Origin of the sequence: Peptoclostridium acidaminophilum DSM 3953, from assembly GCF_000597865.1 — a bacterium.
Lineage (GTDB): Bacteria > Bacillota > Clostridia > Peptostreptococcales > Peptostreptococcaceae > Peptoclostridium_A > Peptoclostridium_A acidaminophilum.
The window spans coordinates 736,797-762,454 of sequence record NZ_CP007453.1; the positions used below are offsets into that span (position 1 = coordinate 736,797).

A 25,658-nucleotide genomic window follows, 5' to 3' on the forward strand; every position below is an offset into this window, starting at 1 on the left:
CGGTAATTAAGATTCCATTACCAAAGCCGCATCTTCATCTGAATCATTAATCACAACATTTTCATGCGGCCTGTAATATGCCATTACCAATAGAACTACCGCTATCATCACATACCCCAGCGAAACATTGGATGCTGTTCCAAAACCAAGCTCCGAAGCGTGGATTATTCCAAAGAATGCAAGCGCTGCTGTTATAAGGCTGTATATTGCGGATAACTTGAACTTCCTGTCAATAGCATGTATTACTATCGTCGCGAGCATCATGCTGCTTAATATATCTCCTGCGCCAAGTATTTTCCATCCTGTATACGGCACACCGTTGCTTAAAAGCATGTCTGCACCAACTGCAGCCACACTTGTCCCAGCTGCTGCAAGTGAGTTGTTTATCTGAGTTACAATGTAGCTGCCTATAAAAGGCATGAAAGCTATAATAAGAGCCGGAATGTGTCTCTTTTCAGTCGATCCGAAGGCCTGGGCTCCTATTACCATTGATATGTATACAAGTATAGGCAGTAGGGCCACCAGCGGTATTACTGTAAGCGCCAGAGGAAGAAGCCCCAGGAATGCAACAACAATCATAACTATTCCAGTCGAAAGTCCGTATCCTATTCTGGCTCCTGTCGCTTTCCATCCAGGATGTCCGATGTATATTATAGTTGGGTATGGACTTCCGAGCGCTGCGCCAACCAGACTCAAAACCCCAGGAATCAGCATAGCTTTAGTTGTATGATAATGGTCTCCCGCAACCTCTGCACTCTCGAGGTTGTCCAGACTCTCGAGGAAATCATAAATGGCAAGAGGTATTGCTGCGGCAAGGAAAGGCGAAAGATATGCAAAGCCCTGTACCATGTTTCCTATCGCTATTCCAGGAAATGCTATCGAAAATCCGCTTGCAGCTTCCTTGACTGCTGCTATATCCATGTAACCTGTTGCCCATGCGAGCAACGAACCTGTTATTATAGCCACAAGCCCCGCAGGCATATTTCCAGGCATTTTCTTGTTTGCAAGCCATCCAACTATTACTATTGCCAGCGTAGTAAGCCCTATATATGGTGCACTGAATATAGCCCCCATAGGGTTCATTGCTATATAGGTAAGGGCCAGGCCTGCTAAAGATCCGAGCATTGCAGCTCTAGGTATATACTTCCTAATGTATGGACCTACAAAAGCTCCTATAGTCATTATTATCCCTTGGACTACGTTCCATGCCAGTCCTACAGACCAAGCAAGCTCCCAATCTTTCGTCTGAAGATATACAGGCAGCATTACGGCAAATGCCACTACAAAATAATGCGGTACACTTAAACCATAAGGCATGGCTGTTACATCTTTTTTACCTGTCCTCAAAGAAAGCCTTCTTGCCTGCCATGCCAACAATATGTTTCCTATTCCTATGCTCAGTGCCGCAGCCGGCACTATTCTTCCGTAAACTATCTCCCCTGGCATGTTTATAGCGAAAACCAGCAGTCCTATTGCCGCAAGAAAATTTGTAAGCGAATTGCTGAACAATCCGAAGAAACCGTTTAAATCTCCCTTTACCCACCAGGGAGTCCCTTTGATAGCCACTACTTTATTTGACATTCACAAACCCTCCTTTAATCAGCATCTTTGTTTACTTGACAAGCTCCTCAAGCAGGTTCTTTGACATAGCTGTCCATCCGAATATTCCACCCTGTTGGTTTATCATCCTTATTGAAGCTTCCTGATCTCTAGGATCGAATGCAGCGGTGCAGTCCTCAAGCATGAGGCAATCAAAGCCACGATCGTTCGCTTCCCTTATGGTAGTCTGTACGCAAACATGAGTGGTTACGCCAGTTACTATAAGATGAGTTATTCCTCTATTTTGAAGTATTACCTCCAGGTCTGTCTGATAAAAAGCTCCTTTTCCAGGCTTGTCTATTATTGGCTCACCTTCCATGGGCTTTAGCTCATCTACAATATCATGGCCGTATTCTCCCCTTATCAGAATCCTCCCCATTGGTCCCATGTCTCCTATACCTGCGCCCTGTCTTTTGCCTCTGTTGAGCTTGCTTGGAGGGCAGTCTGAAAGGTCTGGTCTGTGCCCTTCTCTAGTGTGAATTACAAACATGCCCTTTTCTCTTGCAGCATCGAGCACCTTCCTTAATGGCTCGATTATGCTTCTTGTAGGGGTTATGTCGTTTCCGAGCTTCTCCCCGAATCCGCCTGGAGCACAGAAATCTCTTTGCATGTCTATTATTACTAGTGCTGTTCTTTCCAAATCGAACTCATATCCATATGGCTTTGCATCAACTAAATATTTTGTCATTTTAACTCCTCCATTGTAGTAAAATTCAGGTTTCATATTCCGCTTTTATTGTTCCTGCTTTCCCTGATTCGCAGCTGATTAATGATTATGAACAGTACTCCAATCATTAAATATCCTGCAACCATTTCATTTGCCTTTCCAATTCCTACTCCATCGGCGTGTATCATTCCGACAAATGCAAGTGCCGCTGCAATCATCGATGTCACGGCTGCTTTGACAAGCTGACCGTCTATGATGTATACACATAGCGTAGCCCAAATCATGCTTACTAATATAGCTCCTGCGCCGAGAGTCGCCATCCCATTGTACTCCACTCCAGCGACTGCCAATGCATTAAAGCCTATCTGGTCAGCTGTCTTTCCGGCTAGTCCAAGTACAGTATCGATATTGCCCTGTGACCAGCTCGATATCCAAGGGATTATTCCTAAAAGCACAGCTGGTGCATATTTACCGTCAACTGCCGTAAATGCCTGGGCACCTATCACAAGTCCTATATACAACAGTATCGGAACTATAGCGACCAGGGGTATGAGGCTGAGCATTAACGACGTCAGATTCAGCCAGGTTATAAGAAGTATCGCTGTGCCTGTCATAAGAGTATAAGCAAGCTTGGCTCCGGTTTTCTTCCAACCAGGATGTCCTATGAATACGGCAGTAGGGAAAGGACTTCCAAAAAAGCTTCCCAATATTGATGTGGTTCCATCTGCTATCAGCGTCTCCCTGACGCTGTAGTCATCGCCAGCTATTGAGGCACTTTCCACGTTGTCCATTGTCTCAAAAAAATTGTATACGCCAAGCGGTATCGCAGCAGCCAGATATGGAGCGGCCAATCCGAATCCGTCAATAATATTAATCAATGAAAACTTTGCATAGGTAGGCTGGACGCTCGAAACAGATGTGACAAGAGCTTGATAATCCATATGTCCTGTAAGCCAGCCTATGACAGTCCCAACTATTATCGCAAACAGTCCCACCGGTATGTTAAAAGGCATCCTGTTATTACCCAACCATCCAAGAAGTATTATTGCAAGCGATACCAGTCCTATGTAAGGCGTTCTGAACGCCTGCATTGCGGGATTCATAGCAATGAATGTGAGCGAGACTCCCGCCAGAGCGCCTAGCATGGCTGCCCTGGGAATTGTATCTCTTACCCTTGGACCAATAATTGAACCGCTAATTTCTATTGCTCCTTCAACAAAGCACCATGCAAGTCCTGCATGCCATGCCAGTTCCGGGTTCCCGGTATCCCAGTATACAGGTCCCATTATCATAAATACTATTAAAAACATATGAGGAACACTGTTGCCTGAAGGGAGAGCCGTTATATCATTTCTCCCTTCCTTCACAGAAAGCTTGTATGCCATCCATGTGTAGTAGAGGCTACTTAGGAATATTGAAAGTCCCGCTGCTGGCAATATCCTTTCGTAAACAATCCAGTCGGGCATTCCTATAGATACAGTCAGAAGGCTTGCCATTACAAGTATATTGCTAAGATTATTTGTAAACAGACCGAAAAAACCATTTATATCCTTTCTGTCCCACAATTTCACTCGGAAATCATATTCATATTTTTTTCGAAGTGGGCTGATTCTTTCATCCACAAAGCAACCTCCTTGTAAGCTTCTCAAATTCCATCTTGTTTTCCAATTCCACTAATCAATAGGCCTATTAGCAATTAGAGAATTATCTGAATATTGATTTCTTGTCTGAATAATACCATATTGTTTTTTAGCTAGTCATCATGATAATTAGACAAAAAAAATCAACGCTATTGTCAACATTTTATAATAGCGTTGATTTTGGTAACGTTTCCATTGTTCCATTTATACAATTACTCTTCGATTGCCATCAGCCACAGATATATGTTGTATGCCAATACCAGTTCTCCTATCTCGAATCCATTTTCCAAGTCTATTCCAAGCTCCCTTATTCTCTCTAATCTGTATCTCAATGTATTGTAATGTATAAACAGCCTGGCGGCTGCTTTTCTTGCATTGAAATTTTCCTTTATAAGGGCATTAAGCGTATCCATAAGCCGCATATCTGTCGTCTTATCATATTCCAGGAGACGTCCAAGCTTATCATCTAGGAATTTTTCAAGCACACCCCTGTTCCCTACCTCTTTTATTATGTTGAAAACCTTGTAGTCGTCATAATGACTGACGAATGAATCCTTGCTCAGCACAGCTCCTGAAAGCAGGCTATTATGCGCCTCCTCATACGCTAACGGAAAGCTCGATATACCCTCAACTATGTTTGAAATTCCAACTCCAATTATTGCTGTGCCCTTTAACTTTTCAATTATGAGCTTTCCCACCTCTATCACATTTTCCTTAACCCGGTTCATGAATATGACATTTATGAACAGAACTAACGAGTCATCTATATAAACGCTTTTAAACTTTTTTCGAGTTACTATACCCTTTTCTTCAAGTATAATTTCAATCATCCTGGAATCCAGAATATATTCGTATGCATCCTTTTTCTTTTTCTCATCTTCATGCAGTACCTTGAGCACCATTGTAACCTGTGGGAATTCCAAACTCCATCCGAATGCCCGCGCCTTGTTTACCGCTTCAATCTGTGAATGCATCTTTCCCTGCAGAATGTCCCTTATGAAAGAGTCCTGGAATGTCTTCTCCTTTTCCATAACTGCGTAATTCTTATAGAACGCGGAAGCTATAAGCAGGGATGCCTGTTCTACTGCCACGGTAAGGTTCTGATTGTTGACCTCTCCCTTAAGCAAAACTATATATCCGAATTTTGTTTGTCCCGCCTTTATCGAATGCTTTATATATGACTCTTCTGCATACTCCGATTCATTTACTTTTACTTTGAATCCTTCTCTTCCTGTACCCTCTGATTTTATGGAAATATCATGGCTATCTAAGTCTTTGGATGCACAAACAATATTCAATTCGTAATCAAGCAGTATTACAGGAAAATCGACCAGCTTGGCCAGATTATCTACTAGTGAATCAACATCCTCTCCTCTTAGGAAAAGATCCATAAGATGCTCATGGACATAATTTCTGAATTTAAGTATGCTTATATGCTTGTTAAGAGAAAGATCCAATATTTCAGATACAAGCTTTGAAAGATTTGCACCTTCGTCCAGTTCAATTATCGGAAACCCAAACTTTTCCGCCTGCTCCATCATAACTTGGGGGATTTCGTCAACATATCTGCTCGGCTTTATGCATATTCCCGACAAACCAAGCATTGCAAGTCTTGGTATAAGCTCCTGAGTAGCCGCTTCGTTATTGTATACAGGGTAGAGCGTAGTAATCAGAAGGCTGTTTGCATCTACATAAGGAAATATATCAGGCACTTCCATCAGTGAGGCGTTATTCACAATATTTGTCATACCGCTTTCACCAGCAACTACCCTGGCGTTTTTAAAACCATCAAGCTTCAATATGTCATTTACTGTTATTTCCATGTTTGATTTCATCCCTTTCACTGTAGTTTCAATTTATAATCACCGATAATACACTAATTCACAAGATCTCACTGATTGAAATTTAAAGTAAAACTATTATTGTTGGCAACGAGTACATTAAACAATATACTATAGTCATGAGTAAACATTAAATATATTCGGAGGGATAGATATGACTGCAAGCTTTAAAATCCGCAGAATACTTTCAATACTGACAATTATGCTCCTAATGGCAGGAGTTGCGGCATGCTCTAAAGACAATTCAACAAGGGACAAATCCAGCGTATCTTCCGATACTGAAAATGTAGCTGCTGTAAAAGTAGACACTAAAGTTGTAAAGAAAGATGAAGCATGGATTTCGATAGAAGCAAACATACCTGTTGTAACTGGAATCAATAATGAAAATGTACAAAAACTCATCAATGACATGCTTGAGGATGCAGGCATAAAATTCGTTAATAACCTCGAACAGCAGTCCAAGGAGGCACTTGAGTATGCCAAGACTGCAGGCTATGACTATATTCCGTACTATGCGGGAATAACCTTCGAGGAGAAGTTCAACAGGAACGGAATCCTGAGTCTCTACGTCGTATACGACCAATACACAGGTGGAGCTCACGGTTCACATGACGACATAACTTACAACTTTGACCTCGCCACAGGCGAAATCATTCCTCTTTCAGAACTCTTCAACGAGGACTACAACTATGCGGCTACCATAGACAAGAACATTACTGCCCAGATTGAAAAAATGAACAAGCAGTACAGGGATGAGGCCATCAAAAACGGCGAGAATCCCGATGACGCGTACGCTCCCTATTCGGGTTTTAACGGCATCGCAAATGACCAGCAATACTACATCAAGGGCGGCTCCATAGTAATATACTTCCCTCTGTATGAAATCGCCCCATACGCCGCCGGCATACCGGAATTCGAAATCCATCTGTCTGAGATAGAATCGGGAATCAAGGCTGCGTATCTGCAAAAACTCAAATAAGACGTCTATAACAAGCAAAAAGCGAACCCTATTGGAAAGTAAGCATATCAATTCGGTTCGCTTTTTTGACTTATTTCAAAAAAAGATTCAAAGTCCCATTTTCAACAACAATATATACTCCTATGCATACAAATACAGCCGGCACCAGGATTTTTTCGTATCTTCTTATAATCCTCCGCAGCAGCGGATGAGTTGAAAGCATAGAGCCGATGCGGCACCATATGAATGTAAGGACACCAAATACGACCGCACTGGCCGCAAGCTCAGCTGCGTTCATTCCTGCAAACATGGGCACGTATATTCCTATGTTGTCTCCGCCTCCCGCTATAGTCATGCTCATTACGCCAAGCATCTGAGGCCTTGCAAAAAATGATAGTCTCCTTGAAATCCCCTCTGCTATCCCGAAGCCTTTACTCTCCGATTTTTCGTATTCACCTTCAGCTCTGCGCTTTCCTGATAATTCTACGGCGGCAAGCCTTATTCCTAAAATTATGGGCACTAGGCCGAGCAGACCTATGTATTCAAGTGGAAAAACCGACATGCCTGCGGCCGCAATCATGCTCACGGTTGTTAATGCCGCTATGCCAACAAGCTGCCCTTTGTATATGTCGCTGCTCCGCAGGCTACTTCCTGCTTGTGTGAAAAGTAGCATTATTACGAAAAGATCGTCAATATTTGTGCTTATAAACGCTATTGCCGCAGCTAAAGCTGTTTCCATCATATTTGTGCTCCCGATTTGAATTTTCATCATTATCATTTAAGAATTTTCAATGCCATTCCTATTGTACATTATTTTTCTTCGACGTACATCTTAATCAAGATATACAAAACCAGAATACGCAAAAAGACTGAAAAGCTAAGAAATGCTCTTCAGTCCCTTGGATTATTCTATATTGAATTTTGCCAATTCATTCTGCAGATTGACAGCTAGTTCCCTGGTTCTGTTTGCGCTTGCGGTAACCTGTTCTGAAGCAGCCAGCTGCTCTTCTGCAGCAGCAGAAACCTCCTGAGTACTGGCCGACGCCTCCTCAGCCATTGCAGCTATATTTTCAACCATGTCAACTATGACATTCTTACTGTTTTCCATTTCTCTCGTTTCCGTATCGATTCTTCCAACCTGCTCCCTTATTGACTCAATGGAAGTTGATATGGACTGGAATATCTTTTCCGTTTCAGCTACAGACATATCTTGATCCTTAAGGCTCGCAGCTGTATGCTTCATAGCCTCGGCCGCATTCCTTGCCTGAGCTTGGACATTCTCTATCAGATTTTTTATATTCTCTGCTTCGTGTGAAGACTGCTCTGCAAGCTTTCTAATCTCCTCCGCAACAACCGCAAAGCCCCTGCCGTGCTCGCCCGCTCTGGCTGCCTCTATTGAAGCGTTGAGTGCAAGCAGGTTTGTCTGGTCAGCTATAGCGTTTATCGCTTCTGTTATTGCTCCAATCTTTTCTGCCACCGCATTAATCTTTGTAACCGTCTCATCGGCCTGTCCCACTGAATCTTTGGTGTCCGCCGCCTTTTCCAGAAGCACCTGCATCGTTTCTACGCCTGTAGCGTTGAGGCTGTCCATCTGCGCCGACATATCACCCATATGCTCTATGGCCTGCGCTACGACGTCAATTTTCACAGAAAGATCGTTCACGCTTGACACGCTGCTTTCCAAATTCTCAGCCTGGCTCGACGTGCTCGCAGCAATCTGATCCATAGCCTGGGCTATCTCATTAGTTGTGCTTGAAGACTGTTTTGACATAGCCGCAAGGTCATTCGAGGATAACAGAAGCTCCTTTGAAGTATCCCTGACCTCATACATAAGATTCCTTACCTCTTTTTGCATCTTGTCGATCGCACCTGCAAATGCTCCAAGTTCGTCCGGCCTTTTAAGGAACTTATCCGGAACATCCTTTGTATAATCTCCGTCCTCAATTTGTCCAGATAGTGCTACTATCGGCCTTGTTATCGAGTTGCCTATCCATATGGCAGCAGCTATACCTGCTGCTAATGCAAGCAAGGACAGCATTACAATCTTCCACATGAGCTCAGCAGAGAACTCATCGGCCAGAGCTATAATCTCATCCTTTGGTACTCCAACAAAAAGCAATCCTATGACCTGCCCGCTCGGGTCCTCTATCGGATCATATGCTGCAATATGCTCCTTTCCGAGTATCTCGCAAGCACCTACATATGTATTTCCAGCTACTGCACTTGAGTATGCCGCGCTGTCTGTTCCAAGCATTTTGCCCACTGCCCTTGCGCCCTGCTCGTCAATCACATTCGTTGATATTCGTTCAAAGTCGTCACCCTTCTTTACAAATATCGTCACCTTGTCGCCTAGTTTTTCACCTGCAGCATCGACCATCGCAAAATTGTCCCTTACCTCAGTTCCGCTTGCATCGTAAAGCTCTCCATCCTTGAGTGTTAGCTCTCCATGGTATTTTTCCATATATACGTGTGCCGATTCTATATCGGCATTAACCTTTTCAGTCGCCATATTGTCTATGACACTAAAAATGCTCTTCGACGACTCCATTATTGCGAATATGCCCAACAGCGAGCATGATAGCAGAAGGGCTATCGAAATATAGGCTACTATTTTTGATTTGATGCTTTTCATCATGAAAAAATCACCTCTTCTAGTTTATTGCATGTCAGCCCATAGTTGTCGGATTCACCTTATTAGCTTTTACTTGTTTAATGATTTTTTGTTTTTATTGTTATGTTTTCGACATTCTCTATAAATCATATCAGCCGCACCTTCTGTTGTAAACCCTGTAATCTCATTATTTTGCTGCTATATGCATAATAAAACCCCGGACACTGTTTTTCAACCATGCCCAGGGCTACCTATTCATTGCTGTCTGTTGCTTTTGTTCATAACTATATGCTTATTCCCTTAACACCTCTAGTATAGGCTCTATGGTATTCCTGTCTGTAAAATCAACCGGGTGCTCAAAAGCCTCCAGCATGCCCCTGTCATCCTCGCTCATAGCTGCCGGATCTTTCCTTTTCAGAATATGTCTCATGAGCTTCATTGCCAAACCCTCCATCACCTTTAGCTTTCCGAGATCAAAACCTCCCCTCATGTAAAAAAAGCCTATCGACTCAAGCTCCTCGGCTGTGAAGTTCTTGTCTTTTACAACCTTTATTACATCCTCCCTGGCAGGCGACAAGCCTGTGGCGAAAACTATTACCTTCTTGCCCTTAAGCGCCGGCAGATTGTTCTTTATCAATTTTATGCCGTTTATTCCCACGGCATATATCCCTCCGCCGTATATGACATTGTCGTAAGAGCCAAACTGCTCCTTCTTGAAATTTTCGGCCTCTAACAAGTCAGCCGAAATAGCTTGAGCCAACCACTCAGCGTATTTTTTCGTGTATCCGGATTTGGACTTGTAGATCACTACGCTCTTCAAAAAAACACCTCCTACATTAAGCACCTTTAATATAATTTATTTATTGTTATCTGTATTACATTATTGTATTACATTATAAAAATATTTCTTAATATCTGAAATCTGAAATTCATAATATATATACCTTTGTTCAGCCATCATCTATCAGATTTGTAAAAATCATTTTCTACATAGTTCATTTGCAAACTGTAGTTTCCATCAGGGATAAATGAGTATAAATATTATAGTAAAAGCCCATGTAATATTGATTATCAAAGGAGGATCCTTGCAATGAATGAAAACATCAAATCCATGTGCGACCACCTGAGAGAGCAAGCGGAGGACTATGCTCTAATGGAGCAGGCAAAGGAATATGCGCTCGAATATATGCGGGGAGTACAGGACAGATCCGTTTTCCCTAATGATGAAACAATATCCAACCTTGAGGTTTTCAGGGAATCCCTGAATGACGAGCCGTCGGATCCATATGATGTCATAAGGATACTTCACGAATTCGGCTCCCCGGCAACAGTGGCTCAGACGGGAGGGCGCTATTTCGGCTTCGTGTGCGGAGGCATAGCTCCGGCCGCACTTGCCGCAAAATGGATTTCTGACACATGGGACCAGAATGCTGGAATGTATGTCATGTCGCCTGTCGCCGGAGTAATCGAGGACGTATGCGAAAAGTGGCTGGTAGAACTGCTCGGTCTGCCGGGAGGAACGGCAGCCGGATTCGTTGGCGGCAGCTGTACAGCTACGCTTTGCGCCCTTGCAGCCGGCCGGAACAGTCTTCTGGATCAGCTGGGCTATGATGTGAGCAAAAAAGGACTTTTCGGAGCTCCTGAAATCAAGGTGGTGCTTGGCGAAGGAGCCCATTCGACAATATACAAGGCTCTTTCAATACTCGGTCTTGGAAGCGAACGCATAATAACGGTCCCAACCGACGAGCAGGGCAGAATACGAGCCTATGCGGTTCCCGAGCTTGACACCCGAACACTTCTGATACTCCAGGCAGGCAACGTCAATTCCGGAGCGTATGATGATTTTGCTGCTCTCTGCAAAAAAGCCAGGGAAGCAGGGGCATGGATCCATATTGACGGTGCTTTCGGGCTATGGGCGGCAGCTTCCAAGAGGCTCGGACATCTTGTAAAAGGCGCTGAGCTTGCCGACTCCTGGTCAATTGACGCCCACAAGACCCTCAACGCGCCTTACGACAACGGTATTGTCTTCTGCCGCAACAGAGATGCCTTGGTTAACGCCCTTCAAATGAGCGGCTCTTACATCGTATACAGCGAAAACCGCGACGGCATGATATACACACTGGACATGTCAAGAAGGGGAAGGATATTCGAGCTTTGGGCCACACTTAAATCCCTAGGAAAAAAAGGAACGGAAGAGCTGGTAGACGATTTGCATGACAAGGCGGTTTATTTCGCTGCTGCCCTCAGGGACAATGGCTTTCAGATCAAGAATGACGTGTGCTTCAACCAGATTCTGTTGTCTCTTGGAGATTCGGATTCGACAGAAAAGGCCCTGAAGCTAGTCCAGGATTCCGGAGAGTGCTGGTGCGGAGGCTCAAAATGGGAAGGCCAGTCAGTCATCAGAGTAAGCGTGTGCTCTTACCGCACAACATATGAAGATATTGATCGCTCAGTGGCCGCGTTTGCTGCGGCCAAAGAAAAGGCGCTCTCTAAGTAGAAACAGGAACTATGCATGTCTTAGGCTCATCCAAATAATTGTCATTTTAATTCAAACATTATTAAAGCGTGTCACTTAGACACGCTTATTTTTTTGCTTTCCAACGAGAAAAAAGAGCCTATATCAAGGCTCCTCCATTAAAAGTTCAGCTGTTTTTATCGATATTAGGGCGAGAATACTCCCACCTCTTTAGGTGGGGGATGAATCGCCTAATATCTTTCAAGTTATGTTTTTTGTATCTGCTCCATGGGTATACACATAATAGTAGCAATTAGTCTTATATGTCACACAAGGAGGTGAAAAACAATGTTGGTCAATAAGGCATACAAATTCCGCATATATCCGAATAGCCGCCAACGAGAACTAATAGCCAAAACAATAGGCTGTAGCCGCTTTGTATTCAACCACTTTCTAAATGCTTGGAATGATGCCTATAAGCAAACAGGCAAGGGTATGACATACAACACTTGTTCGGCTCAAATGACTTTGCTCAAAAAAGAGCTTGTATGGCTCAAAGAAGTAGACAGCATAGCCCTGCAATCTTCTCTAAAAAACCTTAGCGATGCCTTTGACCGATTCTTCAAGAAGCAAAACGATGCTCCACGCTTCAAGTCTAAAAGAAACAAGGTGCAGTCATACACTACAAAATTCACCAATGGCAACATAGCTGTAGCAGGCAACAAAATCAAACTGCCTAAGCTTGGGCTTGTTCGTTTCGCTAAGTCCAAAGAAGTTGAAGGCAGGATTCTGAGTGCCACTGTAAGGCGTAATCCATCGGGCAAATATTTTGTATCTGTGCTTGCTGAAACAAAGGTGCAAGAGCTGCCCAAGTCTGATTTCTCATGCGGAATAGATGTCGGGCTAAAAGACTTCGTCATACTTTCAGATGGCACAGTATTCGAGAATCCCAAGTTCTTCAGAACGCTTGAAGCCAAGCTTGCAAGAGAACAACGCATACTATCAAGGCGCACTAAGTTCTCAAACAATTGGCACAAGCAAAGAGTCAAAGTTGCAAGACTTCATGAGCATATCGCCAATGCACGGGCTGACTACCTGCATAAAATCTCTACCGATATAGTCAAAAACCACGACATCATCGGCATAGAAGATTTGCAGGTAAGCAACATGCTAAAGAATCATAAACTTGCAAAGGCAATATCCGAGGTGTCTTGGGCGCAATTTAGGACTATGCTTGAATATAAAGCGAACTGGTACGGCAAACAAGTCGTTGCTGTTGCTAAGAACTTCGCTTCAAGTCAACTATGCTCTGATTGCGGTTACAAGAACAAAGACGTTAAGAATCTCTCTGTTAGAGAGTGGACTTGCCCTGAATGCGGCGCAAATCACGACAGGGACCTTAACGCAAGCATAAATCTTAAAAACGAAGCCCTAAGGCTTCTAACCGTGGGGACCACGGGGTTAGCCTAATAATAAACTGCCCGCTAGGGCGGTGTTCTTAGGAATCTCCCACTTCAAGCCGTCAGGTTAAGTGGGGGTAGTTCAATGCAAATCATCCGCCGTATTGTATATTTGTACCTTCTCATCAGCGCTAAGAGTCTTTTCCGTAACATATGCAATCAACGCTATTATCGGAAGGTTAATTAGCAATCGAGTAATCATGAAATCCCATCCCAGGGAAGACGCCTCAAACAGCAGGAGCGGAATTTTTGTCGTAGACCATGCGCCTATGAATATGAGCACGTTCGAAAGCTTGCTACCCTTTTTAAGGAGCACTCCCGCTATCGGGAATGCCGCATATAGAGGCCCTGCGGCGGCAGATCCAAGAAGAAAGGCGAGTCCCACTCCCATAACTCCGGACCTTTCACCCATGAGCTTTATCATGGCCTCTCTTTCGACCCAAACATCAAGAAGACCAAGCATCACAAAAATCGGCGGCAGTACGGACAGCATCTCAAGCACGTTGTTCCATGTTATGCTGAGCGATTTTTGGCCCACCACAGGATTCAATGCCAAAAGCGCCATATTTACGGCAGCCAGAACAAAGAAGAATCTATACCTTTTAGCTATTTTTATCATCCTATTACCACCCCTATGACCGCCGCTATCGCGAATGAAAATCCAAAAGCAAGCAGGTTTCGCGTTAAGGTCGCCTTTCTTCCGAAGTATTTCATCTCAAGAGGTATTGTGACAATTCCGACCATCATCAATGTGGATACGAAAACTGCAATCTGCATGAAGCCAGCTCCATTCTTGAGCAGAGCTGACGCTAGTGGAAATGCCACAAAACCTGGTATTAGAGTGATTGAACCGATTATCGAAGCCATTATCATGCCAAGCCAACCCGACTCGTTTCCAATAAGCCTCGAAATGGTAGCCGGACTAAGCACGGCAAGCATTATACCTATGATTATTATTATTGTAAGAAACTGCGGAAGTATATTCTCAAACGACTTCCAGGCTTTTTTAAGCGCCATTTTTGTCTTTTTTCTATCTTTTGCAAATGAAACAGCAAGCAGCACAATGGCCATAGCATAGAATATTTTTGTTATCATAGTTCCTCCCTTTCAAATCTTTATACAGATGGTGTACGTACATACCGCCCATACCCCTCGGTGGTATAAGTTTATCATTTAATCTTTCTGTTTTCAAGTCCTGCAAAACTAAACTGCACAAAATTGACAGTGTGGTTTAATTCTCATTTTCTATAGCCTAATTCTTTGTGTTGTAAATTCCTCATTCATATTTTCTTGACTTTATAATATAATAATTCATAGCCAATTACAGTTACCGCGGTAACTAATTTGATTTTTTTTAGAGGAGGATAAGAATGGATGCAAAAATACAGAAATTAATCCCTGTAATACAGGCCTCAAGCCTATTTTCAGGTTTTTCTCCTAAGGAGCTCTCTTCACTTTTTGAGACCGGCACATATTCAATATCCAACTATCCCAAAAACAACATAATTCATTTCGAAAGCGAAAAGTGCCAAACTCTGGACATAATACTGGACGGCGAGATTATAATACAAAGAATAGACGAAAACGGAAACGCTCTGACTATTGTTGATTTTCGTCCGGGCGACAGCCTGGGAGGCAACCTGCTTTTTTCAAGAAACCCCTTCTATCCCATGACTGTCATTTCAAAGACTGATGCAACGATACTACAAATAAAAAAAGAGCTTGTTCTCAAGCTCTGCCAGTCTGATATGAATTTTTTGCTTGAGTTCTTGTCGTGCATTTCCGACAAGACCACCATACTAACAAATAAAATCAAGACAATATCCTTAAAGTCCATAAGAAGCTCCGTAATAGACTTTTTAAGATACGAATATTTCCTGCAAAAAAACACCCGCATAATGCTTGGAATGAGCAAGAAGGAGCTGGCTGAAAGAATGGGCATACAGCGCACCTCCCTGTCTCGCGAGCTAGGTAAAATGCGGGCTGAAGGACTGATCGAATTCGATTCACATTCCATAACCATACTTGATTTAGACATCATCAGATAGTATTTTCTAAAAGCATGACCTTGTCCGCAGGTATTCGCACGGCTATGGGCTGCTGCTCCACCTCCGCTCCCTTTGCGCACGCCGCAAGCAGTGAACTTATCACAAGGAAAAACATGAGTATTGCAGTTGTTTTTATTCTTTTCATATTATATCGGCTCCTTGCTTATTGCCGGTCTGCTATCCTTCATATGCCTTATCTTTGCATCATGCTTTACCGCAACTATCTCCGCCATTATCCCAAGAGCTATCTCCTCCGGAGTTTCCCCGCCCGTGTCGATGCCTATTGGTGCATATACTTTTTCTAGTTCACTTTCTAAAATTCCTTTTTTAATCAATTTATCAAATACCATTGCCGTCTTTCTCCTGCTTCCTATCATCCCAATGTAAGCGGCATTTCTTCCAAGCAAGGCCTCGAGCGCCTGCTCGTCGTGGGAATGGCCTCTTGTTACTACCACCGCATAGCAATTCTCGTCTACAGGATAGCTGCGCAGGTTTTCAGCTATGTCACCCAGCACCAGCTCGTGAGCCTTCGGGAATCTCTCCCTGCTGCAGAACTCCTGCCTGTCCTCGAATATGGCAGTCTTAAAGCCCATTATCTGGGCTATTTCATAAAGTTTTAGGGCCACATGGCCTCCACCAGCAATAAGAAGCCTGTTATCGGGTACAAAAACCTTTATAAACACTTGAGCCCTTCCGCCGCATATCATGTCGAGACTCTTTTCTTCCTCGGTAAGCTTGAAATCGTAATTCCTGCTCTCTCCATCTTCTATGCACTCAAGGGCATGCTTTATTGTCTCACGCTCTATAGCCCCGCCGCCTATCGTGCCTTCGGTCTCGCCTGAGCCCTTTATAACCATCATAGAGCCTTCCCCTCTGGGAGAAGAACCTTCGATCATTGTGATTATTGCCATTGCCGATTTTCTGCCGGCTTTGAGCTCTGCCGACACTATGTCAAGAAGCATATCTTCCATATTTTAATTTTATATTCAGCAGATAAAGCCTGCATTGAGCAGCCACTTGCCGAATCAATCCTCCTTTTATTTTACTTCAAAACTTCTATATATCTTGTCAATTCTTTTAATAATCTATCTTTGTCCTGCGGCAACGTGCCTTTTAGCTTAACTATATTTGTCGGATGTGTTGTGTCAAACATAGTAGGCTCCTTGGGTTCGAGATTTTCTAAAAGTGTCTTTATTTCTGCTAATAGCTCACTTCGTCCTGCAGGAATAAATTCACCTCTTTTCACCATTTTTTCCAGCTCCGTTCCGTCAAAGACCGTTAGATTCATTGTGATAACTCTGGTTGTTTTGAACTGATTGATCATTCTTGCAGTTGCAGCAGCGTTGTCTGCAGACTTGCCTTTACCTGCTATTCCATACATGATGATAGTATTAAACGGAATTTTTGCCTCGTTAAGCTTTCTTGCCTGTTCAATTGCCTGGTCTACTCTATGGGCTTTATTCATAAGTTGCAGTATATCGTCCCTGCCTGTCTCAAATCCTATATAGAGCATTCTAAGCCCTGCATCATGAAGAATCGACAGCTCTTCAACCGTGTATTTGGAGATGTTCTTTATGGACGCATAGGAAGCCACACAGGCGCAATACGGCAAATAGTGCTTTATCATATCCAGTAATCGCTTCATTTTCTCAAAGCCTATTGCCACCGGGTCCGCACCCGTCAAAAATACCCTTTCGGTATAAAGATTTGCATTCATCAGCTGCATTTCTATTTCCGAAAATGGAACCTCAGCGTATTTATCGTCTTTATACATGGAACAGAATGCGCATTTGTTATATGAACACCCCAATGTTACAGGCAGTAAAAAAGTAGTCATCTCATCCTGAGGATAGTAGACCGTATCATTTTTAGACATAATTAACCATTCCTTTCGCTTCGCTCAAGGGCAGAATCAGCAGATCTTCAGAAAATAAAATCATTTTCTTGCATATACCATCTATACTTTTATTTTACTCTGTTTTTGGCATATGTAAATAACAGTTTTAATTGTACAGCAAAACCTACATACTATTAATAAGAATATGTAGGTTGATATAATGTTTCTATTTATTTATACTTCTATTTACTTATCTTTCAAACTTAGCCTTCCTCTTTTGAATCCTATATGAAGCACAGCCTCCAGAACTCCTCCGGCCACAGCCAGGGCCTTCTCCGATATTGTAAAGCAGTTGTTCACATTTCCTCTTGGATCAACATCGCCCATCTTCATTCCCTTTTTGACAAATATGCCATCATGTATTATTCCTCTCAAGACTCCGTCAATCGGGGCAAGCACCTCATCTTCCCCGACATACGCCACTACCTGTCCCTTTTGCACACTGTCGCCTATGCTGCAGATGCTCCTTGCAAGACCGTCAGCCGGGGAGCGCACTATCCTTTCTCTTGAAAACCCGGCTATTTCACCTGGTATTCCAGTGTCTGCAGCTGCCGAGCCGCTGTATTTGGCCCTTCCAAGCTCGTGTCCCCTGAGCGTTTCCACAACGGCGTCGACATCATCGCCCGCTGTGAAGCCTGGTCCAAGGCCTATAGTAATGTCTGCCATGGTGCGCCTTGTGCCTATGTTTCGCTTTGATATTGTGGCATCTATGAGCACATGCGCTCTGATACTCCCAAGGATGTCGCAGCTCTCGTCGACGATTACAGGGACATCGCCGCGTTCCCATGCTTCTTCGATATGCCGGATATTTTCTGCAAGCACCGCCCGAACGCCCTCAACCTCTATGCTTCCTTCAAAAACAGCAGACGCAAAAGCCACGGCTCTTCTTATGACTGTAGGCCTTGCCGTTTCAAGCATTATCAGCCTGAAGCCGCACATATGCAGCCTGTAGGCAACCCCTGTTGCCAAATCACCCGCGCCTCTTATTGCAACAATATATTCGTTCATTTGTAATCAACACCATCCATTGCTACACTCACATTTGCTAGGATTGTATATTTCCCAACAACCTGTATATTGTCTATTTTTGTAAATTTATCCACAAGCAGGACAAACTAAACCTTACAAGCATGCTTCTACTCTGAATTCCCTATTGCTTGGAATCTGCCTTCTTCCGCATGTCCTTTAGCCGCTCGAAGTCCTCTTTTGTATCAATATCTATGCCGCCCAAACTGCTTCCGGTCTCTACAAAAATTACGCGTTCCCCGAATCTTTCGATTATAACCCTGCCGCCTTCGTCGCCCTTTAGCGATAGCAGCTCTTCCCTTAGGTCTGCAGGGAATATCACGGGATTTCCACGGGTTCCTCCATATAGCGGCACTACTATGGAATCTGGACTTTTGCTGAATTCACATATCAGCATGTCTATTATGCGGCTTTCAAGGAGCGGCATGTCGGCCGCTATGAACATGAGGCCGTCTGCCTTTGGGCTTGCGCTTTTTGCCCCCAGCCTTATCGACTCGCTCTGGCCAAGCTGCGCACTTGCGTTGATTATCACAGCCGCACCGAAACTTTCAGCAATTTTCACAACCGCAGCGTCTTTGCACACGACTATGACCTCGTCAAGCCCCGAGGCCTTTGCAGCCTCTATAACGTGCTCTGCCACCGGCTTTCCCGCAAACTCGAGCATGAGCTTATCCCGCCCCATTCTCCTTGAAAATCCGGAGGCCATTATTATTCCAGAAATCATCGCTCCCAACTCCACTTTATGAAAGCCTTATTGAGGTAGAGGCTGGCCGCGCAAAGTCCATCCGACTCATGGCAGCTGCCGCCAAGCAGCAAATCGACAGTCTCAAGAGCAGCATTTCGCCTGTGCTCCCCTTCGGCCTTGTTCAGAAATACATATTTTTTCGAGCCCTTGGGAGCTCCCTTGAAAAGGCCTTTTTCCGATTCGATAAGCCTTGCAACCATCCATGGACTCACATAGTCCCCCGCTGCGCAACCCGTTATCTTGCAAAACGGCTCGCTCCTGTGCACATGCTGCGAGTATATCTTCTTACCCATGCAATCAAGCCCGATCACGCCTATCACCCTGTCCGTAGCCATTGGTATGACAGGCTCATGCTCGCCCGGTGCCTTTATCGGCGCTCCCCTGGAGCCGTCGGCCTCGACTAATATGAAGTCGAATATGCCCAGATCGCGTATGGAGTCAATAAGGCCAGGCTCAAAACCCTTTAGCTTAACTCCGTCTGAAAATTTGGCTGCAGCCGTTATGCCATCAGTCGGACTGCTGAGGAATATATATTCCTTAAAGCTGCTTTTGCCTAGGAGCAGCCTGTCTATGCTCCTGCCGCCTGGCACGTAAATAGCAGTTGTAGTAGTTATAAGCACACGCTTGCCCGCAGCCTTGAGCTCCTTGGCAAGTCGCATCATAATGCTCGTCTTGCCGCCTCCGCCCACTATGCTTATGAGCTCGCCTTTGTTGGCGTCTATCTCCAAAAGCTCCGTAATGAGCATGATGTCACCTATTTTCCGAAAGGACACACAGGATACGTGCACACCTCGCACCCAAGGCACAATCCCCCGTGCGATAGCAACGCAATGTCCCTTCTGCTTAGCTTTTCTCCGGCCATGAGCCTTGGAAGCACAATATCCAGCACGGTTATCCTAAAGTACATTCCGCAGGCCGGAAGCCCGACTATAGGGCGTTCCTTAGAGTAAGCCAGCATGAACATGGCGCCCGGAAGCACAGGCGAGCCGTAAGTCACCACCTCGTCCGCCACGCTTCTTATTGCGCTTGGCGTCAAATCATCGGCATCGACCGACATGCCTCCTGCCGCTATGACCAGCTGGGCCCCCTCTTCTAAAAACTCATCAATCCTTGCGCCTATCTCATCTTGACTGTCTGGAGCATACTTGATGCCCATTGGCTCGGCGCCATATCCTCTCAGCTTCTCAACAAGAGGTGGTCCGAACCTGTCCTTTATCCTTCCGTCAAACACCTCGCTGCCTGTAACCACAACGCCTGTCCTGAGAGGAACGAGCTCTTTTATGCTCACTATGGGACCTAGCTTCGCGCATATTCTTTCAACTTCCTCTATGCTCTGCCTGTCTATGACAAGCGGTATGATCCTCGTGCCTGCAGCAATAGCGTCCTTTTCAACCAGCGTGTTGCCATGGCGGGTAGCCATCATTACATTTTCAACCTCGTTTATTGCATATAGGGCTTCGAGGTTTATCTTGAGAAGTCCGGCTGATTTCGCCTTGAGGCTTACCTTTCCCTCGACCGGCTCTGTAATATATATGCCCTCGCCTGCAGCCGCCACTGCTATTTTCAGGGCGGCCTCGTTTTCATGGAGCGTTTCCTCATCGAGCTCTATGACGTTTATATGGTATTTGCCCATGTCCTTAAGCTCCTGCACATCCTTGTCGGTGATGATGTGACCCTTCCTGAACGCCGCTCCCTTGAAACCGTTGGGAACTATCTTGGTCAAATCGTGCCCGAGCACCATCCCGATGGCATCTTCAACTTTTACACTTTTCAAAATTCCATCCTCCAACTATTTATACGGATCCTGGCGGTTACTCTACACCCATGTACTTTTTAAGCGCGCGCAGCTGCCCCACATAACCTGTGCACCTGCAGAGGTTGCCGTTGAGATAATTTTTGATCTCCTCTTCAGACGGATTTTTTAGCTCTTTTTTCATCGCAAGCACTGTCATTATGAAGCCCGGGCTGCAAAAGCCGCACTGCTCCGCGCCCTCAGAGACAAGGAAGCTTGCAAAATCCTCAGCCTCTTTCTGGAGACCTTCTATAGTAGTAACTTCTGCTCCGTTAGCCCTTACAGAAAGAGTAGAACATGAAAGCACAGGCTTTCCGTCCAGCCAGACTGTGCAAAGCCCGCATGAGCTTGTGTCGCAGCCCTTTCTTATGCTCATATAGCCATATTTCCTGAGCGTCTCAGAAAGATAATCGTCAGGATCTATTTGAAAAGCCACATTTTTTCCGTTAATCTTCACATTTATATCCATATTAAACCTCCATCAGCGCTCTTTTTACGAGCACTCTGCACATTTGCCTTCTGTAGTCAGCGCTCGCCCTCATGTTGCTTCCAAAGTCGAGCTCCTCGGCTGCCATCTGGGCGGCCTTTTCAATGTTCTCCTCGCTCAGCTCTCTGCCCGAGATAAATTCGCTGGCAGCTGCTGCAAGCTTGGCCCTTGCAGGCCTTGCACCTGCAGCTATCCTGATTGAGCCGTTCTTGACAGCCACGCATGCGTTGATTATGGCGTAATCGCCCGAAGAATTGCGAAGCATTTTAAAAGAGGCCTTCTCCATGCTTTTTTTTATGACTACCTGTGTTAGTATGTCCCTGGGAGAACCCTTCTCAAGGAACTCATCAAGGCTCATCCTACCCCCCTTGTAAAGGTCCACATACGTTTCGAGCGCAAGCAGCGCCGTTATTGGATCCGAAAAGCCGTATCTTGAATACACTGTGCCGCCTACTGTGACTATGTTTCTAAGCTGTACGCCCACTATGTGCTTTACAGACTCTGCAACAGTTCCTGAAAAATTCTCAAGCAGTGCGCTCGACATCTCAAGCTGCCTCAATGTCGCCATGGCGCCTATCCTGATTTCGTGCTCGTCTTCCTCTATATAGTCAAGCCCTAGCTTTGAAAGATCTATCGCCTTGTTTATCCTCTTAGAGCCCAGCCTCAAAAATGCGCCGCCCCCGATAATCGTATTGAATCTGTTTTTCAAAAGCATCTCGTGCGCCTGCTCCAGCGACTCTGCAAGCTCATATTCTCTTATGCTAATCATAATGCCATCCCTCCACTTCATAATGCCTGCGGCATGCGCAAAAATAGTGTTATGTGCACACCTATCCCATGATATATTACATTTAATTATATCACGAAACCGAAAGCATTGAAATTTTTTAGTTGTCTGTTATTATTTCAACATGCCCAATTAGATTGCGGCACCTTCTTTCGATTGCAACCATTCAGATAATGAAGTAAAATGTATTAATATATAGAAAATTCAAATAAGCACTAAGACGTGACAATTCTCAAATTTATAGTCCATTTTTACCATAACCCGCAGCAAGTCACCGTCCAATAATACTTTATTGAGAAAAGAGGACTAGCGCCATATGAAAAATGTTTCCGGCAAAATTTCTTTAGCAAAAGCTGTATTTATAAGCCTTGCCGTCATTATGCTCTCGGTGCTTTTTGCCACATTGCCGGGATTTGCTTATGACAAATACGACCTACAAAAAAAACCTGCCATTGAGAAAATCCGCGTGGTGCTAGAGGATAATTATCCTCCATACTCATTTAGAGCCTCAGACGGTTCACTCCACGGAATCCTAATAGACCAGTGGGCGCTTTGGGAGAAAAAAACGGGAGTAAAGGTAATAATCGAGGCTAAGGACTGGAATAGCGCACTAACCGAAATGAATCAGGGAAAGCACGATGTCATAGATTCAATCTCTTTCAGCGATGAGCGGGCAGCCTTATTTGATTTTACAAAACCCCACTCAAGCGCTGAGGTTCCTATATTCTTCAGCAAAAACATATCCGGCATAAAGGGCATACGCTCCTTGAAAGGCTTTTCAGTAGCAGTGGAAAAAGGGGACATAATTGCCGACATACTCAGAGACGCAGGCATAAAGAGCCTTGTAGAATATGACAGCTATGAGAGCATAATAGAGGCGGCCAGCAAGGGCGAAGTCGTCGTATTTGTGATGAACAGAGCTCCTGCAATGCATATGATTTACAAATACGGTCTTCAAAGCGAATTCACATCCACAGATTCAATATGCATTATTGAACTGCGAAGAGCCATAAAAAAAGGCGATACGGAGCTCCTTGCTCTGGTTGAAAACGGATTCGAAAAAATAACACAGTCGGAATACCGGGAGATCGACAACAGGTGGTCAGGCTTCCAAAATTACAACACCGACAAGATAGCATCCTACATAGAGACAATTTCTTTTTTTGCATTTTCCATACTCATACTGCTCCTAGTCTGGAACTATGCGCTCAGAAGAAATGTCAACGCGAAAACCTCAGAGCTCACCGCAGCACTTTCTGAATTGGAGTCCAGCCAGGAACAGATCCGGGCCATAATAGACGCCATGCCGGATATGATATTCATAGTAGACTCTGAAGGTGTCTTCCTTGACTACCTGTCACGAAAACAAAAGGAAAGCCTGCTAGTCCAGCCGGAGGATTTCATCGGCAGGAAAATTGCCGATTTATTTCCATATGACATCACAGCAAAATTCATGAAGGGCATAGACATTGTTAAAAATACAGGCAAAAACACAATGCTGGAATACGGCCTTGGCAATAATCACTACGAAGCACGCTATATACCCCTGAGCGAATCGAGGATGCTCTGCATAGTCCGGGATATCACCGAGCAAAGGCTTTCTCAGGAAAAGATATACCAGATGAGCGTCTACGATGAGCCAACCGGGCTATTTAACAGGAATTATTTTGAAAATGAACTGGGAAATATAGAGGGCGAGTGCAAGCCGGGCATGGCTGTAGTAATGTGCGACATTGACGGTCTCAAGCTTGTAAACGATACGCTCGGCCATTTGGAGGGCGACGCCTATCTTATAACTGCAGCAAACATCATCAAATCTCACTTTGCAGACTCCAGGCTAATAGCAAGAATTGGTGGTGATGAATTTGCGGTCATTCTGGAAAGAGCGACAGAGGAGAGCATACTCAAAACAAAGGAAAAAATCAAGGAGCATCTGACTCTTATAAACCAAAGCGAAAGACTTCTGCCCATAAGTCTTTCCATAGGCTACGGAATAGTCAGCCGCATCAGCCCCTCAATCGCAGACGCAATGAAAGAAGCCGACGATTTCATGTACCGTGAAAAGCTTCACCACAAGCTGAGTTTCAGGAGCAAAAATATAGATTTTATCAAGAAAATGCTTGAAACGCGTGACTTCATAACGGAAGGCCACGGCAGGAGAATGGAGGACCTTTGCATAACGCTGGCATACAGGATGGGGCTTTCGCAAAAGGACGTAAAGGATATGGCTCTTTTCGCCCAATTCCACGACATCGGCAAAATAGGCATAAGCGACTCGATACTCTTCAAGCCGGGAAGGCTCACAGAAGATGAGTTTGAAGAAATGAAGAAACACGCGGAGCTCGGCTACCGCATAGCAGAATCGTCTCCTGACATCATGCATATATCGGAACTTATTTTCAAGCACCACGAATGGTGGAACGGCAGCGGTTACCCCTTTGGCTTAAAGGGTGAAGAAATACCACTCCAGTGCCGCATACTCTCAGTGGTGGACGCATATGACGCCATGACAAACAGCAGGCCTTATAGGAAAGCAATGCCAAGCGAAGATGCCCTACAGGAGCTAAGGCGCTTTTCAGGAGTGCAGTTCGATCCGTCCGTTGTGGACATGCTCATAGACATTCTTGCAAGCCCGGATGCTTTGCCTTCCCAGTACAACCCGAGCTAGTTCATGGAAGAATTAAATCAAAATTACGTAACATTAGTTGCGTAATTTTTTATTATTATTTCTTTTGATTCATCATTTTTGAAGTTCACAGAGCTTATGTTCCTATTAACCTTAACTTTTATAATTTCATAGGAATTGAATATATCACATATTTGATCATTGTATGAATGTGATATCAGAAATTTAACACCTTTTGCGTCAAGCCTGTCGCATATATTTTTGAGTCTTGCACAACCGTTGAAATCATAACATTTTTGCGATCTAAAATTATTTTCAGGTGCTATGTATATAAACGAATCTTTCGGTATGCTCTCTGCAAAGCTTTCAAATTTTCTGCTTATAAGCTTAACATCCTGTTCTTTTAAATACGCGCTTATTCCCTTTAGTATTATCTTGTTTGTAAACCGGGGATTTTTATAAGATCCAAAAGGAACATCAAATTGTCCGCTTTCACTTTTTCTGAAAAAACCGTTAAAGCAGGTCTTGTTAAGGTATATGTTCCTTGCCGCATTTTCAACAGAGCTCATTCCGGCAGTATCCATATCTCTGAGCTCATAGTAGTATTCTTTTTCATTTTTATGTTTTTTGAGCTCTTCTATAAGAGCATTGACATCATCTCTTATTACCCTGTATATGTTGTAGAGCTCTTCATCGCAAACATTTATCACCGATCTCTTATGCTGTATATCGAAAAGAAGCGCTCCTCCTCCCGTATATGGTTCCCAATAGCTTGAAAAGCTTTTGGGAACATGCTTTTTTATTTCTTCAATTATATGCTTTTCATATCTTATCCATTTGAATATTGGTGAAATATTTATTTTGTTTTCTCTCATAGTGCTAATTTTATCTTCTAAATTAAGGTTTTCATGCTCTAGTTCAAGTGCAAAACTCATAGTTATCCCCCTTCCCAGCACACATTGCACGTATTTCTGTGGCGCTAATGCAGTTTCGTCTCCCTTTGCTGCGCTTAAAACAAA

The 25,658-nt window shown here is 44.1% G+C and carries 24 protein-coding genes; 5 read left to right on the plus strand and 19 right to left on the minus strand.

What is annotated here, in order from left to right; all coding sequences use genetic code 11:
- Positions 1-6 precede the first annotated feature (6 nt).
- The 4 genes from EAL2_RS14365 to EAL2_RS14380 all read right to left on the minus strand — a co-directional run bounded on the left by EAL2_RS14365 (position 7) and on the right by EAL2_RS14380 (position 5,729).
- On the minus strand, positions 7-1,581 hold the full coding sequence (locus tag EAL2_RS14365; protein ID WP_025437048.1) for a SulP family inorganic anion transporter: 1,575 nt from the start codon (positions 1,579-1,581) through the stop codon (positions 7-9).
- Between the two features lie 31 nt (positions 1,582-1,612).
- On the minus strand, positions 1,613-2,287 hold the full coding sequence (locus EAL2_RS14370) for a cysteine hydrolase family protein (RefSeq protein ID WP_025437049.1): 675 nt from the start codon (positions 2,285-2,287) through the stop codon (positions 1,613-1,615).
- Positions 2,288-2,319: 32 nt separating this feature from the next.
- Positions 2,320-3,888, minus strand: a complete 1,569-nt coding sequence (locus EAL2_RS14375) for a SulP family inorganic anion transporter (RefSeq protein WP_025437050.1) — start codon at positions 3,886-3,888, stop codon at positions 2,320-2,322.
- A gap of 230 nt (positions 3,889-4,118) precedes the next feature.
- Positions 4,119-5,729: a PucR family transcriptional regulator gene (locus EAL2_RS14380; protein ID WP_025437051.1), complete on the minus strand. Its 1,611-nt coding sequence runs from the start codon at positions 5,727-5,729 to the stop codon at positions 4,119-4,121.
- 172 nt (positions 5,730-5,901) lie between these two features.
- On the opposite strand from EAL2_RS14380, the gene EAL2_RS14385 reads away from it, so the two are divergent.
- Positions 5,902-6,726 carry a DUF3298 and DUF4163 domain-containing protein gene (locus tag EAL2_RS14385; RefSeq protein WP_025437052.1) on the plus strand — a complete coding sequence of 275 codons (825 nt, stop codon included), beginning with the start codon at positions 5,902-5,904 and terminating at the stop codon, positions 6,724-6,726.
- Positions 6,727-6,796: 70 nt separating this feature from the next.
- Here the strand turns inward: EAL2_RS14385 and EAL2_RS14390 are convergent, their stop codons facing one another.
- From EAL2_RS14390 to EAL2_RS14400, 3 genes are all read right to left on the minus strand, one after another.
- On the minus strand, positions 6,797-7,447 hold the full coding sequence (locus EAL2_RS14390) for a cadmium resistance transporter (protein WP_025437053.1): 651 nt from the start codon (positions 7,445-7,447) through the stop codon (positions 6,797-6,799).
- A 162-nt stretch (positions 7,448-7,609) separates the two neighbouring features.
- On the minus strand, positions 7,610-9,340 hold the full coding sequence (locus EAL2_RS14395; RefSeq protein ID WP_025437054.1) for a methyl-accepting chemotaxis protein: 1,731 nt from the start codon (positions 9,338-9,340) through the stop codon (positions 7,610-7,612).
- 268 nt (positions 9,341-9,608) lie between these two features.
- Positions 9,609-10,136, minus strand: coding sequence for a flavodoxin domain-containing protein (locus EAL2_RS14400; RefSeq protein WP_025437055.1), 528 nt, complete (start codon positions 10,134-10,136; stop codon positions 9,609-9,611).
- 270 nt (positions 10,137-10,406) lie between these two features.
- On the opposite strand from EAL2_RS14400, the gene EAL2_RS14405 reads away from it, so the two are divergent.
- Positions 10,407-11,813 (plus strand): pyridoxal phosphate-dependent decarboxylase family protein, encoded by a 1,407-nt coding sequence (locus EAL2_RS14405; RefSeq protein WP_025437056.1) that lies wholly within the window; start codon positions 10,407-10,409, stop codon positions 11,811-11,813.
- A 306-nt stretch (positions 11,814-12,119) separates the two neighbouring features.
- Complete coding sequence (gene tnpB, locus EAL2_RS14410; RefSeq protein WP_025437057.1) at positions 12,120-13,241, plus strand: IS200/IS605 family element RNA-guided endonuclease TnpB; 1,122 nt, start codon at positions 12,120-12,122, stop codon at positions 13,239-13,241.
- Between the two features lie 72 nt (positions 13,242-13,313).
- Here the strand turns inward: tnpB and EAL2_RS14415 are convergent, their stop codons facing one another.
- Positions 13,314-13,850 carry a permease gene (locus tag EAL2_RS14415; RefSeq protein WP_025437058.1) on the minus strand — a complete coding sequence of 179 codons (537 nt, stop codon included), beginning with the start codon at positions 13,848-13,850 and terminating at the stop codon, positions 13,314-13,316.
- Positions 13,847-14,326 carry a permease gene (locus EAL2_RS14420; RefSeq protein WP_025437059.1) on the minus strand — a complete coding sequence of 160 codons (480 nt, stop codon included), beginning with the start codon at positions 14,324-14,326 and terminating at the stop codon, positions 13,847-13,849. The genes EAL2_RS14415 and EAL2_RS14420 overlap by 4 nt, the downstream gene beginning before the upstream one ends.
- A 275-nt stretch (positions 14,327-14,601) precedes the next feature.
- Between EAL2_RS14420 and EAL2_RS14425 the strand changes: the two genes are divergently transcribed.
- The gene (locus tag EAL2_RS14425) at positions 14,602-15,279 is read left to right on the plus strand and encodes a Crp/Fnr family transcriptional regulator (protein ID WP_025437060.1); all 678 of its coding nucleotides are present in this window, start codon (positions 14,602-14,604) and stop codon (positions 15,277-15,279) included.
- Here EAL2_RS14425 and EAL2_RS15600 read toward each other — a convergent pair.
- From EAL2_RS15600 to EAL2_RS14465, 9 genes are all read right to left on the minus strand, one after another.
- Positions 15,272-15,424 carry a hypothetical protein gene (locus tag EAL2_RS15600; protein ID WP_158408949.1) on the minus strand — a complete coding sequence of 51 codons (153 nt, stop codon included), beginning with the start codon at positions 15,422-15,424 and terminating at the stop codon, positions 15,272-15,274. The two genes, EAL2_RS14425 and EAL2_RS15600, sit on opposite strands and share 8 nt — an antisense overlap.
- A 1-nt stretch (position 15,425) precedes the next feature.
- Positions 15,426-16,250 carry an XdhC family protein gene (locus tag EAL2_RS14430; RefSeq protein WP_025437061.1) on the minus strand — a complete coding sequence of 275 codons (825 nt, stop codon included), beginning with the start codon at positions 16,248-16,250 and terminating at the stop codon, positions 15,426-15,428.
- A gap of 71 nt (positions 16,251-16,321) precedes the next feature.
- Positions 16,322-17,155: a radical SAM protein gene (locus EAL2_RS14435; protein WP_025437062.1), complete on the minus strand. Its 834-nt coding sequence runs from the start codon at positions 17,153-17,155 to the stop codon at positions 16,322-16,324.
- A 207-nt stretch (positions 17,156-17,362) separates the two neighbouring features.
- Positions 17,363-18,184 carry a selenium-dependent molybdenum cofactor biosynthesis protein YqeB gene (gene yqeB, locus EAL2_RS14440; RefSeq protein WP_025437063.1) on the minus strand — a complete coding sequence of 274 codons (822 nt, stop codon included), beginning with the start codon at positions 18,182-18,184 and terminating at the stop codon, positions 17,363-17,365.
- Between the two features lie 142 nt (positions 18,185-18,326).
- Positions 18,327-18,926, minus strand: coding sequence for a molybdenum cofactor cytidylyltransferase (gene mocA / locus EAL2_RS14445; RefSeq protein ID WP_025437064.1), 600 nt, complete (start codon positions 18,924-18,926; stop codon positions 18,327-18,329).
- Complete coding sequence (yqeC, locus tag EAL2_RS14450; protein ID WP_025437065.1) at positions 18,923-19,693, minus strand: selenium cofactor biosynthesis protein YqeC; 771 nt, start codon at positions 19,691-19,693, stop codon at positions 18,923-18,925. Before yqeC ends, mocA begins: the two co-directional genes overlap by 4 nt.
- A gap of 8 nt (positions 19,694-19,701) precedes the next feature.
- The gene (locus tag EAL2_RS14455) at positions 19,702-20,721 is read right to left on the minus strand and encodes a molybdopterin-binding protein (RefSeq protein WP_025437066.1); all 1,020 of its coding nucleotides are present in this window, start codon (positions 20,719-20,721) and stop codon (positions 19,702-19,704) included.
- A 37-nt stretch (positions 20,722-20,758) separates the two neighbouring features.
- On the minus strand, positions 20,759-21,208 hold the full coding sequence (locus tag EAL2_RS14460; protein WP_025437067.1) for a (2Fe-2S)-binding protein: 450 nt from the start codon (positions 21,206-21,208) through the stop codon (positions 20,759-20,761).
- Position 21,209: 1 nt separating this feature from the next.
- A complete protein-coding gene (locus EAL2_RS14465; RefSeq protein WP_025437068.1) occupies positions 21,210-21,995 on the minus strand; it encodes an FAD binding domain-containing protein in 786 nt (261 codons plus the stop codon).
- 334 nt (positions 21,996-22,329) lie between these two features.
- Here EAL2_RS14465 and EAL2_RS15000 point away from each other — a divergent pair, with 334 nt between their 5' ends.
- On the plus strand, positions 22,330-24,681 hold the full coding sequence (locus tag EAL2_RS15000) for an HD domain-containing phosphohydrolase (RefSeq protein WP_025437069.1): 2,352 nt from the start codon (positions 22,330-22,332) through the stop codon (positions 24,679-24,681).
- 23 nt (positions 24,682-24,704) lie between these two features.
- Here the strand turns inward: EAL2_RS15000 and EAL2_RS14475 are convergent, their stop codons facing one another.
- The gene (locus EAL2_RS14475; protein ID WP_051489291.1) at positions 24,705-25,574 is read right to left on the minus strand and encodes a DNA adenine methylase; all 870 of its coding nucleotides are present in this window, start codon (positions 25,572-25,574) and stop codon (positions 24,705-24,707) included.
- Positions 25,575-25,658: the final 84 nt, after the last annotated feature.